We start from the raw sequence: 15,260 nt of genomic DNA on the forward strand, positions 1-15,260 counted from the left end.
CCCTTGCGGCGGGGGCCCCCCCTCATCTGCTGTTGTGCGGGCGGGGCGTGGGGCTCCGGGCCCCCACCCCCGCACCGGGTGAGGCGGCACGGGCCTGTGACGTGCGCAATCTGAACGTGACGGATCCGATGTCCGAGGACCGTAGGGGAGCAGCGAACATGAGTTCGCATATGTACCAGCGCGAGGTGGTGAGGAGGAGTTCGTCCGAGCGAAGGAGCTGGTCCTGAGCGGTGGCCGTGGTGGCGTCTGACCACGTCACGGGCCTTTCGCCACTGTCGGATCCCGATGGTCCGACGAAGCACGCAAGGAGGTAGGTCATGAGTGAGACACGTGCAGCCCGCCCGGAATCGGCGAAGCAACAATGGGCCGGCGGTCTGATGCTGTTCGGCGCCGTCATGCTGATGATCTGCGGAGTGCTCGACATCTTCCGCGGCATCATGGGCATAGCCCAGGACAACGTGTTCGTCACCACGTACGGATACACCTTCCAGTACGACCTCACCGGCTGGGGCTGGATCCACGTCGTTCTCGGGGCGGTCGCCTTCGTGGTCAGCCTGGGCCTGTTCCAGGCGGCGACGTGGGCTCGGGTCGCCGGCGTGGTCATTGCCGGATTCCTCATCCTCGCCAATTTCCTCTCCATGCCGTACTCCCCGTTGTGGTCGATCGTGGCGATCACGATCTCCGGATTCGTGATCTGGGCGCTGTGCGTCGTGCGGACCGAGCGACCCTCGGCCGGTTTGCGCTAGGGCGGCGTGCCCGTCGCCGCACCTTGCCGGCAGCGTGAAAGGGGCGGAGGCGCTCGGCGTGATACAGCGGTCGGCTGCCGTGCCGGCGGCGCGCCGTGGGCCCGGCTGGCCCTCCTCGCCCTCCTGGGCAGCGTGCTCGTGCTGCTCGTCACCGCTGGGCTCGGGCTGGCCCCCGGCCCCGCGGCCACGGGCGCGCTCGCGGACCGCTTCGGCCTGCTGGGCGTCCCGCGCCTCGTGCCCCTCGTCGCGGTCGTGGCCACCATGGCCTTCCTGGTCGGCAGGCACTGGTCCGAACGCGACCTCCTCCGCCTCGTCGGCCTCGCCAGGAAGGCGGAGTCCAAGTAGCCTTCGGAGATCCCCTCATGAGCGCGACCGTGGAACCCACCGTGGTCATCGCGTCCCCGGTCTGCGTGATCACGTCGCGGACCACGGGCAGACCCTGCTGGCCAAACGCCATCACCACTGTGCACTGGCCCGCCGCCACCGAGCCGGCGTACGCGGTGCGCTGCTCGCCACGCCGCCGGACCTCGCCACACCGCTGTCGGACGGCCACCCCACACCCGCGGAGGCGGCGGAACACGGCTGGACCCCCGTGCCCCGCCCGCCGCTGCCCTTTCCCAGCCTCGTCGCCGCCAGTGCCGACGACCCGCTGGGCGCGCCCGAGCGCGACGCCGAGCTGGCCCGGAGCCGGGGCAGTCAACTCCTGGAACTCGGCGCGGTCGGCCACCTCAACCCCGCCTCGGGATACGGCGGGTGGCCCCGGGCAGGGGAACTGATCCGCATGCTGGAGTCCGGCTCCGGCAGCGCACCGCTCGCGGTGTCCACCGGAGAGCACTCTTGAACCCGGACACCGGCCTGCTGTGGACACCGGGGCGCCGCGCACACTTCGGGCTCAGGCGAGGTCGAACCGGTCGAGATTCATCACCTTGTTCCACGCTGCCACGAAGTCACGTACGAACTTCTCTCCCGCATCCTGGGACGCGTAGACCTCCGAGACGGCTCGGAGCTGGGAGTGCGCACCGAAGATCAGGTCGACGGCGGTGGCGGTCCACTTGACCTCGCCGGTGGCGCGATCCCGGCCTTCGAACACGTTCTCCTCCGTGGTCGACGCCTTCCACTCCGTGCCCATGTCGAGCAGGTTGACGAAGAAGTCGTTGGTCAACATTCCCGGCCGGTGGGTGAGGACACCGTGGGGGGACCCCTTGAAGCCTGTGTTCAGGGCCCGCATGCCGCCGATCAGCACCGTCATCTCCGGGGCGGTGAGCGTCAGCAGGTTGGCGCGGTCCAGCATGAGGGTCTCCGGCGACAGCTTCTCGCCCGCCGGAAGGTAGTTGCGGAACGCATCCGCCTTGGGCTCCAGCACGGCGAACGACGCCGCGTCGGTCTGCTCCTGCGAGGCGTCCGTGCGCCCCGGTGCGAACGGAACCGTGACGTCGTACCCGGCGTTCCTCGCGGCCTGCTCGACGGCCGCGCACCCGCCGAGGACGATCAGGTCGGCGAGGGAGACCCGCCTTCCGCCGGTCTGGGAGAGGTTGAAGTCCTGCTGGATCCGCTCGAGCGTGCGCAGCGCCTCGGTCACCTCGGGGACGTCGTTGAGCTCCCAGTCCTTCTGCGGCGCGAGCCGGATTCGTGCCCCGTTCGCCCCGCCGCGCTTGTCGGTGCCGCGGAAGCTTGCCGCCGACGCCCAGGCGGTCGTGACCAGCTGGGCGATGGAGAGGCCCGAGGCGAGGATGCTGTCCTTGAGGGCAGCGATCTCCTCGTCCCCGACGAGTTCATGATCGACGTCGGGAACGGGGTCCTGCCACAGCTGCGGCTCGGGAATCCACGGGCCGAGGTAACGCGAGACGGGTCCCATGTCGCGGTGCAGAAGTTTGTACCACGCCTTGGCGAACGCCACCGCGAGTTCCTCGGGGTTCTCGTGGAACCTCTTGGTGATCGGGCCGTAGACCGGGTCCACCTTCAGCGCGAGGTCGGTCGTCAGCATCATGGGGGCGTGCCGCTTCGACGGATCATGGGCGTCGGGCACGGTGTTCCTGGCTGCGGGATCCTTGGGAGTCCACTGGTGGGCGCCGGCGGGGCTGCTCGTCAGCTCCCACTCGTACCCGTAAAGATTGTCCAGGTACCCGTTGTCCCACTTGGTCGGCTCGGTGGTCCATGCGCCCTCCAGCCCACTGGTGAGCGTGTGGGGGCCCGTGCCACTGCCGTATGTGTTCCGCCAGCCGAGGCCCTGCTGCTCGATGGGGGCGGCCTCGGGTTCCGGGCCGATATAACTGGCTTCGACCGCACCATGACACTTGCCGAAGGTGTGGCCGCCGACGATGAGTGCGACTGTCTCCTCGTCATTCATCGCCATGCGCGCGAATGTCTCCCGAATGTCCCGGGCGGCGGCCATCGGGTCCGGGTTTCCGTTGGGCCCCTCCGGATTGACGTAGATCAGTCCCATCTGCACGGCGGCGAAAGGACCGGTGAGTTCCCTGTCACCGCTGTAGCGCTCATCTCCGAGCCAGGTGTCCTCGGGTCCCCAGAAGATCTCCTCGGGTTCCCAGATGTCCTCTCGCCCGAAACCGAACCCGAACGTCTTGAACCCCATGGATTCCATGGCACAGTTTCCGGCGAACACCAGAAGGTCGGCCCAGGAGATTTTCCGGCCGTACTTCTGTTTGACCGGCCAGAGCAGACGGCGCGCCTTGTCCAGGCTCGCGTTGTCCGGCCAGCTGTTGAGGGGGGCGAAGCGCTGTGCGCCACTGCCGCCACCGCCGCGGCCGTCCGCGATGCGGTACGTTCCCGCGGCATGCCAGCTCATCCGGATGAAGAGCGGCCCGTAGTGACCGTAGTCGGCGGGCCACCAGTCCTGGGATGTCGTCATCACCTCGAAGACGTCACGCTTCAGCGCGTCGACGTCGAGGGTCGCGAACTCTTCCGCGTAGTCGAAGTCCTCGTCCATCGGGCTGGATCGGGGCGAGTGCTGGTGGAGAACCTGAAGGTCCAACTGATTCGGCCACCAGTCCCGGTTCGTCCTGGGCCGCCGAGTCGGTGTGGGTGTCGGTGAAGGGATTGCTGGATTCTCGCTTTCACTGCCGGGCATGCCCGTCCTTCTTCCTGTCTCGGTGTTCCTTCTGCCGGCTGCCGCTTTTGACGTCGTTGGATTTGCTGGTGACGAGCACGTCGCCCCACACAATCACTGCGCCATGGCGCCCACCGGCTGGAATAATGTGTTGTGCCGCGTCCGTATGGTCGCGCACCGCAGACCACACCTCTATGAAACACGCAGAGCACCCCGCATGACAGACGTGAGAGCAGGGGGCGGCATTTCTGCTCCCGCGCCGACTTTCGACGCAAGCCGAATCGCATAACGACAGCCCCCTGGGCTCGCCTGACGGGCCTGGCTGGTGGCCGGCGTATGGCGCGGCACGCCTTGGCCGGTGGGCGAGCGATCAGGAATGATGAACGGCCTGAGCGAGCAGTCGTCCCTCTTGATCGTCGTCTGTTGGACGACGCGTTGCACGACCGCTCTCATCGTCGAGGTCGTCTCGCCGCGCCATGCCGTGCTGCCGGAGAACGACGAGCGGATGGGCGGAGTTCTGGTGCGCCGCGCCGCGCCTCGACACCGGCCCCGGTCCCGGTCCCGCGGCGCATCGCGTCCTCCGGAGCGCCGTCCCAGCCCTGGTCGAGCTGCCCCTTGGCCGGCTGCGGCGCGTTGGGCGACCTGGTGCGCAGGAGCGCCGCTGCCGGTGGCGTGGCCGGGCCCCCTCGCCGCCACCGGCACCGGGCACGCTTGGATCTGCCGCGTCATCGCGTGCAGGCGCTCGGTGGCCGCCGCCAGTTCCGCCTGCGTCTTCCAAAGGATGCAGCCTCCGAAGGTCGCCGCCGCCCTTGACCTGCATATCTAGCGTTTGGGTTTTTCTGCAGGTCACGGCCGACCCTCGCCCCAACTGACCCGCTGGCCGAGGAGAACCAGGCACCGCGATCACCTCACCACCCGTCCCGGAGGCGGGTGTGCACAGGCAGGGATCCGCAGGTTCAAGGTCGTATGGCCATCCTATGGAGCATCTGCCAGCGCGCGGGCACCCCGACCGGGTCGGTCACCTTCTCGGACGGCACGGCCACGCCGGCGACCGTGCCGCTCAATGACGGGTGGGCGACCTTCACGACCAGCGCGTTCCAGCCCGGGGCGCACAGGATCACCGTCGGCTACAACGGGCGACCCCGCCTTCACGGCCGGCGCCACGGCCGCGCCTACCGACCTCACCGCCGGCTTCAGCCAGCCGTGCGTCACGGACCACGACGGCCCGCTGACCGTGGCCGCCGACCAGTGGCTGTGCATCGCCCCCGGCGCTACGCAGAACGGCCCGGTGGAGGTGCGGCCCGGTGGAGCACTGGCAGTGTCGGAAGCGGAGATCAACGGCCCGATGACCTCGGACGGCGGCCTCGCCGTCACCACGGACTGCGCGGGCAGCGCCTTCAAGGCTCCGCTGACCCTCCACGGCAACACCGGCGGCCTTGAGGTCTCGTCCGACACGTTGTCGGCGAGTCGGACAACACCGTGAACGGGCCGCGCACCGGCCAGTGCAAGTGAGCTGAGCCCAGACCCCGTCTGGCCGATCCCGCCGGACAGGGCGTCGCGCTCTTCTGACCTAGAGTTCGCTCTGTGCCGTCGTACAGCATTGGGCAGGCCGCGAGGCTGCTGGGCGTGAGTTCGGAGACCGTCCGGAGGTGGGCGGACTCCGGACTGCTGCGCATGGACCGGGAAGGGCCGGGGAACCGCGCGATCGACGGAGTGAGCCTGGCCGCGTTCGCGAAGGAACGGGCAGCGGGGAAGCGCCCATTGCGGGAAGGCCCCGCGGCCACATCCGTACGCAACGCGTTCCCGGGGATCGTGACCCGCGTGACGCTCGACGACGTCGCCGCACAGGTCGAGGTCCAGTCGGGACCGCACCGCATCGTCTCGCTCGTGACGCGGGAGTCCGTCGAGGAACTCGGCATCGAGGTCGGTGCCAGGGTCACGGCGCGTGTGAAGTCCACCAGCGTGTACATCGACACTCCTTGAGCCGACGCTCGCCTGCCGGTTGCTCACCGGCACAGGAGTGCGGCGTGCAGGTCGAGTTTGTGGTCGAGGCGGGAGAGGTCCCGCCCGGTGAGTGCCTGCACGCGTTCGATGCGGTAGTGGACCGTGTTGACGTGCAGGTGCAGGGCTTTGGCGGTGCGGGCCCAGGAGCAGTTGTGGGCGAGGAAGACCTCCAGGGTCTCCAGAAGGGTTTGGTGCGAGGCCGTCTCGCTGTGGGCGAGCGGGCCGAGTGCCGTGCCGCTGAAGGCTCTTCGCACGTCCGTCGGGATGCCTGCCAGGAGTGATTCCAGGGAGGCCAGTTCCTCGATCGTGGCCACGTGGCCGGTCGTCGGGGAGCTGTGCCGTGCAGCGGCGAGGGCGTAGCGGGCCTGGGTGAGGGCGGCGTGGAGTCCGGTGGGCTCCCCGGCGAGGCCGCTGACCCCGGCGTACAGCGGAGTCTCCGGTCGGCAGCCGGTGAGCAGGGACCAGGGCTCGTCGAGCCGGAGGGTGTCCTCGCCCCTCATGCGTACGACAGCGACGGCTTCGGCATCCCTCGTTGTGCCGACGGCGAAGACCGTGGCGGGCAGGTGCTGAAGCGCCTCCCTGAGGGCGCCCTCGGCGCCACTGTCCGCGAGCCGGCTGCCGGTGGTCGTGACCACGACCCGCCAGGGTCCCTCGGCGAGCGGCCCGCAGGACTCGAGGGCGTTCGCCAGCGCTCCGGCGGCGGCGTCGCCCAGGTCAACGAGGTCAACCAGCTCCTGCCAGGTGCGTCGTCGGGTCGCGTACGTGCGGTGGTGATGGTGTCGGTACCGGCCGATCACCTCGGCTATCTCGTGCAGCGCTCGGGGAGGCGCTCCGCCCACCTGGGGCATATGGAGGTACCAGGCATCGTACGGGGTGGTCTCCGCCTGGACGCGCAGCGTCTCCCCGGTGAGACCGCGCAGGCGCTCCACCGCCCGCGCCGCCGGTAGCGGGGGAGCCGAAGCGGTGCGGGCTATCGTGCGTCCGGTGCTGGTGAGCACGTAGCAGGGCGGCGCACCGAACGGAGCGAGCGCGCGAACCAGGAGTTCGTCGGCGGCGGTGTCCTGATCGACGAGGCGGCCGAGGTCGCTGCGTACGTTCTCGGGCAGGGCGAAGTGGTCGGCGGGGCGGCGGCTGAGGTCGCCCCACTGGCGCCGGTACACGGCTTCTGTGATGGCCCGGAAGCTGGTGCGCGCCGACACGGCCAGGAGCGCGATGCCGTGGGCTCGACACGAGTCCACGATGTCGACGGGGATGCTGCCGTGGGTCTCCTCGCCGGCGAGCAGTGCCGTGGCTCCGGCCTGTGCCAGTGCGGAGACGAACCGCTCGGTCCTGGCCCGGCCGTCCGCCTCGTTCCACCAGACCAGGCCACTGAGCACGATCTCGCCGGGCTGGACGAAACGAGCGGGGTCCTCCAGATCGGTCGCGGTCACTCCGCTGATCGCCTGGCCGAGCAGATTCTCGCCACCCCACAGGTGCGTGAGATCGAGTCCCTCGATCTGGAGGAGGTCTCCGACGTGCATGTTGCTGACTCCTTGTGCAGCCACCGGTGGTCGCCCCGGCTTCTCACACCCACCAGGCAGATATGGGTCGAGCCATCGTAAATGCAAGGGCAAGCCAGGAGAACGCCTCTTGGTTGATTCACCAGGACAGGGTCGGTCCGGCCGGAGATTTTCCGTGCGGCGGACCAGTCGTTTCCAGCCTCCGGCGCAGCTTCACTGAACAGGCAAAGCAGTGGCCGGCACAGGCAAAGCAGCGGCCCGACAGAGGTGGAGACATGGATCTGAACACGGTGCTCGACATCTGTGACGCAAGCCGTCACGAGCCCTGGCGACCGGGCGACGCCTGGCTCGGCGGCGGCACGTACCTCTTCTCCGAGCCGCAGCCGCATCTGCGCCGGCTGATCGATCTGAGCCGGATGGGCTGGGAGCCGGTCCAGACCCTGCCGGACGGTTCGCTGGAGATCGCGGCCACCTGCACGATCGCCCAGCTGTCCCGGTTCGGGCGGACACTCGACGCGGAGGCCGCGCCACTGATCGAGCAGTGCTGCCGGGCCTTCCTCGCCTCGTTCAAGATCTGGAACATGGCGACCGTCGGCGGGAACCTCTGCAACGGCCTGCCCGCCGGACCGATGATCTCCCTCACCGCGGCCCTCGACGGCGAGTGCCTGCTCCGGGCCCAGGACGGCTCGCTCCGGCGGGTGAAGGTGGCCGACTTCGTCACCGGAGCCGGGCGCAAGGATCTCGCCGAGGGCGAGCTGCTGCGCTCGGTCACGATTCCCGCCCGCTCGCTGCGCTGCCGTACCGCCTTCATGCAGGTGTCGCTCTACGGCCTCGGGCGCTCCGCCGCCCTCGTCATCGGGACGCTGGATCCGGTGGACGGATCGCTGGCCGTGACCATCACGGCCGCCACCACCCGGCCGTTCCGTCTCTGGTTCGCCCTGCCGCCGGACCGGGCCGAACTGCGCAGGGCGATCGCCTCGGCCGTGGGCGACGGTGACTGGTTCGACGACATTCACGGGCTGCCCGAGTGGCGGCGGCACATGGCCTTCCATCTCTCCGAGCAGGTCCGTCATGAACTCGTCCTGGACGGTGTGCGATGAGCTTCGGCATGCGGGTCAACGGCCGGCCCTTCGAGAGGGAGCCCCGCGCCGGGCAGTGTCTGCGCACCTATCTGCGCGAAAACGGCTGGTTCGGCGTGAAGAAGGGCTGCGACGCCGGGGACTGCGGGGCCTGCACCGTGCATGTCGACGGCGAGCCGGTGCACAGCTGTCTCTATCCGGCCGTGCGGGCGAAGGACCGGTCGGTCACCACCGTGGAGGGATTGGCGACACCCGACGGTGAACTCCACCCAGTGCAGCAGAAGTTCCTGGATGCCCAGGGCTTCCAGTGCGGGTTCTGCACCGCCGGATTCCTGATGACCACGGCAGCCCTCGAAGCGGAGCAGGGCTCCGACCTCGACGACGGCAAGCTCGACGACCTGCCGCGCGCCTTCAAGGGCAACATCTGCCGCTGCACGGGATACCGCGCCATCGAGGACGCCGTCCGCGGCATCAAGCACACCGAAAGGCCCTGCGCCGGCAAGGCGGTCGGCAAGAACCTCGGCGCCCCGGCCGGACCCCAGGTCGTGACGGGCACCGCCCGCTACACCTTCGACATCGAGGTGCCCGGGCTGCTGCACATGAAGCTGCTGCGCTCCCCGCACCCGCACGCCCGTATCCTCGCCATCGACACCTCCGCCGCGCTGCGCGTCCCCGGCGTGCACGCCGTCCTCACCCATGAGGACGCCCCCGCCACGCTCTACTCCAGCGCCCGGCACGAGCACCCCAACGAGGATCCCGACGACACCCGCGTCCTGGACGATGTCGTCCGCTTCGTCGGCCAGCGCGTGGCCGCCGTGGTCGCGGACAGCGAGCAGGCCGCCGAGGAGGGCTGCCGGCGGATCGAGGTGACGTACGAGCAACTCCCTTACGTCATCGACCCCGAGGAAGCCATGCGGTCCGGCGCACCCGTCATCCACGCCAGCAAGGGCCCGCAGGAGCGGATCGCCCGCGTCGAGAACAACGTGGCCGCTGAGGTGCACGGCGAGATCGGCTCCGTGGACGACGGATTCGCCGAAGCAGCGGTCGTCTACGAGGAGACCTTCCGGACTCAGCGCGTGCAGCACGCCAGCCTCGAAACCCACGGCTGCGTCGCCTACTTCGAGCCGAAGGAGGACGGCAGCGGGGAGCGGCTGACCGTGCGCTCCAGCACCCAGACCCCGTTCCTGACCCGCCGTGCGCTGTGCGCCCTCTACGACCTTCCGGAAGACGAGGTCCGGGTGATCGCGGGCCGGGTGGGCGGCGGCTTCGGCGGCAAGCAGGAGATGCTGACCGAGGACATCGCCGTCCTGGCCGCACTCAAGCTGCGCCGCCCGGTCAAGCTCGAATACACCCGCGCCGAGCAGTTCTACGGCGCCACCACCCGCCACCCCTTCACCATCCGCATCAAGCTCGGCGCCCGCGCCGACGGCACGCTCACCGCGATCCGGATGCGGGTGGTCAGCAACACCGGCGCATACGGGAACCACGGCCCCGGTGTCATGTTCCACAGCGTCGGCGAGTCCTTCGCCGTCTACCGTGCCCCGCACAAGAAGGTCGACGCCTACGCCGTCTACACCAACACGGTCCCCTCGGGAGCCTTCCGGGGCTACGGCCTGGGCCAGGTCACCTTCGCGGTCGAGTCCGCCATGGACGAGGTCGCCCGACGCCTCGGCATGGACCCACTGGCCTTCCGGGAGAAGAACATCATCGGCCCCGGCGACCATATGATCACACCGATCGGCCACGACGAGGACCTCTACATCGCCTCCTACGGCCTCGACCAGTGCCTGAGCATCGTCCGCAGCGCCATCGAGGAGGACCGCAGCACCGAAGAGGTGCCGGAGGGCTGGCTCACCGGTCAGGGCACTGCCATGTCGATGATCGCCACCGCCCCGCCGAACGGACACTACGCGGATGCCACGGTCACCCTCCTCGCCGACGGCACGTACGACCTCGCCGTCGGCACCGCCGAGTTCGGCAACGGCACCACCACGGTCCACGAGCAGATCACCGCGGGCGCCCTCCACACCACCGTGGACCGGATCGCCGTCCGCCAGTCCGACACTGACGTCGTCCGCCACGACACCGGCGCCTTCGGCTCCGCCGGCACCGTCGTGGCGGGCAAGGCGGTGATGCTCGCCGCCGACTCCCTGGCCGGCCGCCTGAAGACCTTCGCGGCCCGGTACACCGGAGTACCCCGCCACCTGTGCACGCTCGGTGCGGAGGCGATCGACTGCGCGGGCCGCTCGGTCCCGCTGAAGGAGTTGTACGAGGCAGCACACGCGCAGGGAGCGCAGGCCGAACTCACCGCGGACGGCTACTGGGGCGGCAGCCCGCGTTCCGTCGCCTTCAACGCACAGTGGTTCCGCATCGCCGTCGACCCGGAGACGGGCGAGATGCGGATCCTGCGCAGTGTGCACGCCGCCGACGCGGGAAAGGTCATGAACCCCTTGCAGTGCCGGGGCCAGGTCGAAGGGGGAGTCGCGCAGGCGCTGGGTGCGACGCTCTTCGAGACCGTACGGCTCGACGAGCGCGGCGAGGTGACGACGGCGGCCTTCCGCCGGTACCGCCTCCCGCAGTTCGCCGACGTGCCGCGCACCGAGGTCCACTTCATGGAGACCTCCGACTCGACCGGCCCGCTTGGAGCCAAGTCGATGAGTGAGAGCCCCTTCAACCCGGTGGCCCCCGCCTTCGCCAACGCCCTGTACGACGCCACGGGCATCCGCTTCACCGAGCTGCCCGTGACGCGCGACCGGCTCTGGCTGGCGATGAACCGGCAGGCGGAACGACGGGGCGAGTCCTCACCCTGACCGCGATCTTCGTCGTGTACTACCCGCCCCCCGCGTGTTGTGCTTTCGTGCCTCAAGTGACGGGGATCTCGATGCGCCCAGGGCTGCTGGTTCATACCCTGATCCCGTGCGCTGGTCGGGGTCGGGCGGGCCCGGACCGGTGGACGTCTGCCGGAGAGCGGGCTGCTGTAGGGTGCAAGAACAGCCCTTGACCTGCACAAAGCGGGCAGGGAGCGAATTTCGGGAGTTCTGGATGCTTCGTACTCTGTTCAAGTCCAAGATCTAGCGTTTGGGTGTTTCCGCAGGTCAGGGTACTGATCGCCCCCCCGGGTCAGCAAACAATCAGCATCAGGCCGACCGGTGTCCGGCTTGCTGAGACCTTCACCCGCGGCAGGGACCTGCTGCGCCGCCCATCGCCCTGCTCGGAAGGCTTGGCGAAAGGCCTCGCAACGCGGGAGCGGCGCAGACGGCGGCCCACCGGATGCCCGCCCGCCTGGGGCCTGAACCCGGCAGCGGCAGCGGCGTCAGGCGTAGCCCTTGCGCTGTACGGCACGCAGGGCCAGGGCGCCCAGTGGGATGTTCAGCCAGAAGGTGAGCAGGCGGTAGACGAGCACGGCCGAAGTGGCTGCGCCGGCCGTGACGCCCAGCGCGGTGAGTCCGGCGACGAGGCCGGCTTCAAGGGCACCCAGTCCGCCAGGGACAGGTGCCGCGTTGGCGACGAGGCGTGCCGCCATGTAGACGGCGCCGGCCTGGACGAAGGGAAGATCACCGCCGAACGCCCGCACGCTCAACACGAGTCCGACGACCTGGATGAGGGGCAGGCCCAGCGCGCCGGTGACGAGGAGAGCCAGCTTGGCGGGGGCGGAGGCCACCCCCGTCACGGTCGACGCCGCGGCTCGCAGGAACGGCCACACCTTCTCGCGGAGGAAGCGCCGGCCGGCCGGTGTGACACCGAGCAGACCTCCTGCCGCGAGGGCCAAAGCGATGGCCGGCAGCACGTACCGGCCTGCGGGCAAGTGCAGGTGTACTCCGGTGTGGTGCCGTCCGGCCCAGGCGAAGAACCAGGCGGCGAGCACGGCGTTGGAAACGGCGCCGACGAGGCTCTGCAGGCCGACAGAGGCCGTGGCGGCCCCGGTCTCGATCCCCGTCTTCTGCAGGTAGCGCAGGTTGAGCGCCATGCCGCCGACATTGTTCGGGGTGATCCGGTTCAGGAACGAACTGGCGAACTGCACCTCGTACGTGGGGCCGAATGGCAGCCTGGCCGGAATGGTGCCCATTTGCAGGCAGGTGGAGAACACCTGGGAGATGAAGGTAACGGGCAGTACCGCGAGCACCCACCACCAGTCGGCCTTTCGCAACGCGGCCACCACCGCCGGGGCGCTGGCGAACTGCGGTAGCACCAAATGCAGGACAAGGAACGCGCCGACCAGGCCGAAGATGCTTTTCCAGGTGAAGCGCGCCAGGGGCGCGAGGGGAGCCGGCTCGGCACCGGTCGCCTCCACGACCGCGGCGGAGAGGTCACGCAGCAGGCTTGGGCGGCCGCCGGGGCGCACCGCGCGCCGCTTGGCACCCGCTCCCGCCGCACGAGCGCGGGCCTGGTCGTGCCGGGCGACCTCGCGCCGTGCGGGGCCGAGCAGCGCGAGCGGCTGCAGGTAGGGCAGGGCTGTCGCCAGCAGCGGCGGCCCGAGGCCGGCCAACGCACACTGGATGGCGCGCGGCACCCCTGTGCGTGTCGCGGTGGTGGCCAGCAGTTCGGCAATGTCGCTGCCGAGCGCGTCGGGCGTGGCGCCCAGCCGGGCGCGTGTGAACGCGATGAGCCGGGACGCACCGTCCGGCTCGACGAGGATGTGTTCCGGGCGGAGCGCCCGGTGCGCCAGTCGGTGCTTTTGGAGGCGGGCCACGGACGTCCATACGCCGGTGAGTATCCGGTCGGTGATCTCCTCGCCCGGGAACGCGGACAGGGGACGGGCGGCGTGCTCGATCGTCACCAGGAGTGCGCCGCCCTTGGCCACCGGGTACGCGATCACCGGCTCGGCCGCCCGGGCGCCGGTACGGCCTGCGAACACGAGCATGAGGAGTTCGTGCTCGACCGCGGCGAGTGGGGTATGCGCGTCCGTGTCGGCGGGGTGGCGCAGCAGCGCGAGCCGGGCCAGCCGGTGGAAGAGATCGCGGTTGCGGTCCTCGGGGCCGAGCACCTGTACCGTGAGCCGCGCACCGGTGGTGATCTCGGCGCCGTAGCGGACCCCTTCCCCGGAGCGCCGATCGGGGGACGGCGTCTCCCGCAGCGCGGCGAGCGGGATCCCGCACGCCACGAGTGCGTCGGCGACCGCCTGTGGGGCCGGCCGGTCCACCGGGGCTCCGGCCAGCAGCAGCACGGCAGACCCGGCCACACTTCCTACGGCGAGCGTGGCGACTGTCTCCAGCGGCATGATGGTGGCGGCCGCGACGCTCAGCCCGGCGCACACGACGGTCAGGGTCCACCACATCCGCCGCAGACGCGTGTCCAGCCACGGGCCTGCCGCTACGACCGCCGCAGCGCAGGCGGCCAGATACGATGCCGGCGGCCAGTCGGCAGCCAGCAGCGCGCCCCGCCCCACCAGCACCTGCGGCCATACGCCCGGTCTGCTGCGAGTCATGGCCAGGTGGGTGACGGGCCACGAAAGCAGCACGCCCAGGGCCGCCGCGGGCACGGCCCGCAAGATCGCGTCGCCCCGCCGCCGGACGACCAGTACGCCGACGGCCACCACCGGCGCGACGACAGCGACCACCTGCACCGCCCCGAGGACACCATCGCGCAATCCCGGCGGTAGGGCGGTCGTCGCGTCGAGCAGCCCCTGCTGCATTCTGCGGGTGGATGCGTGCGCCGCAACGGCCGGCAGCACCGTCACCACCAGCACGACGCCGGAGACGAGTAGCCGCGACAGATCGGCCGCCCGGCGCACGGGGTGCGGCGGCGGAGCGTCGATCACCGGCGTTGCCGCAGTCTGAGCATCTCCGGCAGCAACGGAGAGTGGGAGGATGCCAGGGCGTTCATTCACAGCCGGCCGCCCAGGCGGATCCGGCCTTGGCCATGTCGGCTCCTCGTCGGCGGGCCGAGGCCCGAGGCGGGCTCTGGCGGGCACCGCCGCTTCATCCGACCAACCGATGCGGGCAGACGGGTCCGTTCTTCCGTCATTCGAGCGCGTCCGAGACCGGTCCGCAAACCCACGCCATCCAAGAGCACGTGATGGGGTGCTGGTCGGCCGTTGCCGCTCCTCCTCTGCATCGTGCTCGCCATGTGTCCCGCCCTTGGAAGACAGCGGCCTCGAAGTTCTGGCCGGGCAGTCAGGGCGTAGGGCAGGTGCGTCACCCCCTCGCTCTGCCAGAGGCTGTCTGGCGGGGAAGTGGATGTCGCGGCGGTTCAAGGCAGTATGTGACCGTCCGATGGCTCTGGATCGGACTGTCAGCGCATCCTCGAGGCCCTCGCGGACCGGCACGGGCTCCTCAACGGGTCTAGAAATGAGGAGTTGGCAGCCAGAGTCGTCCTGGACCCGGTGCCGGTCAAGGTGGAGGCACTATGTTCGAAGGCGAAGCGCCTATTCGTGCTGGGGTGGTTGGCCGAGCGGCAGCCGGGCCAGTTCAACCTCGCCCAGGGCTCGGCCGGGCGAGGCAGCGCGGCATGAGCGGGTCACCGAGCGGTACACCGCCGTCTCGGCCCTGGTGGTGCGGCCCCAGAAGATCGTCCGCAAACAGACCGTTTGCGATCGTCGGAGGGCAGGACGAGTATTTTTTAGGGCGCGGCGACCGGGGCCCACCTGATGCCGACGCTGTCGATGTACCGCCCTCTTCCAGCCGTGACGCTCACAGCCGACAAGCGTCACCGTGAACGCTGCGGCGCAGCGAACAGGACCGAACCTGCTCAGTCGGTGGCCTCGGACCCAGGCAACGGGTGGGACATCCAGCCCGGTCGGCTCACGGGAGGCTTGAGAACCGTCCCATAGCTTCATGACCAACATGTGCTGTGGCCGCTGGCGCGGGGCGGCCCGGGGAACTCCTGTCCTGAGCTCCCGCCGAGGGGCTGTCCGGATGAGTAGCCGGAG

Annotated in this window: 12 protein-coding genes; 8 read left to right on the top strand and 4 right to left on the bottom strand. The window is 69.8% G+C overall.

The window, feature by feature from the left end; genetic code table 11:
- The first annotated feature begins 317 nt into the window (after positions 1-317).
- The 3 genes from ACWC2T_RS39215 (at position 318) to ACWC2T_RS39225 (ending at position 1,587) form a co-directional block, all read left to right on the top strand.
- Complete coding sequence (locus tag ACWC2T_RS39215) at positions 318-746, top strand: DUF7144 family membrane protein (RefSeq protein WP_450675103.1); 429 nt, start codon at positions 318-320, stop codon at positions 744-746.
- Between the two features lie 132 nt (positions 747-878).
- Entirely contained in the window at positions 879-1,091 is a 213-nt protein-coding gene (locus ACWC2T_RS39220; protein WP_450675138.1) for a hypothetical protein, read from the top strand.
- A 160-nt stretch (positions 1,092-1,251) separates the two neighbouring features.
- On the top strand, positions 1,252-1,587 hold the full coding sequence (locus ACWC2T_RS39225; RefSeq protein ID WP_450675135.1) for an alpha/beta hydrolase: 336 nt from the start codon (positions 1,252-1,254) through the stop codon (positions 1,585-1,587).
- A 51-nt stretch (positions 1,588-1,638) separates the two neighbouring features.
- Here the strand turns inward: ACWC2T_RS39225 and katG are convergent, their stop codons facing one another.
- Positions 1,639-3,831 (bottom strand): catalase/peroxidase HPI, encoded by a 2,193-nt coding sequence (gene katG / locus ACWC2T_RS39230; protein WP_450675104.1) that lies wholly within the window; start codon positions 3,829-3,831, stop codon positions 1,639-1,641.
- On the bottom strand, positions 3,818-3,988 hold the full coding sequence (locus ACWC2T_RS39235) for a hypothetical protein (protein ID WP_450675105.1): 171 nt from the start codon (positions 3,986-3,988) through the stop codon (positions 3,818-3,820). The genes katG and ACWC2T_RS39235 overlap by 14 nt, the downstream gene beginning before the upstream one ends.
- Positions 3,989-4,776: 788 nt before the next feature.
- Between ACWC2T_RS39235 and ACWC2T_RS39240 the strand changes: the two genes are divergently transcribed.
- Both ACWC2T_RS39240 and ACWC2T_RS39245 read left to right on the top strand, forming a co-directional pair.
- Complete coding sequence (locus tag ACWC2T_RS39240) at positions 4,777-5,250, top strand: Ig-like domain-containing protein (RefSeq protein ID WP_450675106.1); 474 nt, start codon at positions 4,777-4,779, stop codon at positions 5,248-5,250.
- Between the two features lie 144 nt (positions 5,251-5,394).
- Positions 5,395-5,793 (top strand): TOBE domain-containing protein, encoded by a 399-nt coding sequence (locus ACWC2T_RS39245; RefSeq protein ID WP_450675107.1) that lies wholly within the window; start codon positions 5,395-5,397, stop codon positions 5,791-5,793.
- Between the two features lie 23 nt (positions 5,794-5,816).
- On the opposite strand, the gene ACWC2T_RS39250 is transcribed toward ACWC2T_RS39245, so the two are convergent.
- Positions 5,817-7,334 carry a PucR family transcriptional regulator gene (locus tag ACWC2T_RS39250; RefSeq protein ID WP_450675108.1) on the bottom strand — a complete coding sequence of 506 codons (1,518 nt, stop codon included), beginning with the start codon at positions 7,332-7,334 and terminating at the stop codon, positions 5,817-5,819.
- Positions 7,335-7,588: 254 nt separating this feature from the next.
- Between ACWC2T_RS39250 and ACWC2T_RS39255 the strand changes: the two genes are divergently transcribed.
- Positions 7,589-8,413, top strand: a complete 825-nt coding sequence (locus ACWC2T_RS39255; RefSeq protein WP_450675109.1) for an FAD binding domain-containing protein — start codon at positions 7,589-7,591, stop codon at positions 8,411-8,413.
- Positions 8,410-11,202, top strand: coding sequence for a molybdopterin-dependent oxidoreductase (locus ACWC2T_RS39260; protein WP_450675110.1), 2,793 nt, complete (start codon positions 8,410-8,412; stop codon positions 11,200-11,202). The genes ACWC2T_RS39255 and ACWC2T_RS39260 overlap by 4 nt, the downstream gene beginning before the upstream one ends.
- Positions 11,203-11,705: 503 nt before the next feature.
- Here the strand turns inward: ACWC2T_RS39260 and ACWC2T_RS39265 are convergent.
- Positions 11,706-14,150 (bottom strand): lysylphosphatidylglycerol synthase transmembrane domain-containing protein, encoded by a 2,445-nt coding sequence (locus tag ACWC2T_RS39265; protein ID WP_450675111.1) that lies wholly within the window; start codon positions 14,148-14,150, stop codon positions 11,706-11,708.
- Positions 14,151-14,687: 537 nt separating this feature from the next.
- On the opposite strand from ACWC2T_RS39265, the gene ACWC2T_RS39270 reads away from it, so the two are divergent.
- Positions 14,688-14,843, top strand: a complete 156-nt coding sequence (locus ACWC2T_RS39270; protein ID WP_450675112.1) for a hypothetical protein — start codon at positions 14,688-14,690, stop codon at positions 14,841-14,843.
- The last annotated feature ends 417 nt before the right edge of the window (positions 14,844-15,260 follow it).

The organism is Streptomyces sp. NPDC001393, assembly GCF_053597455.1.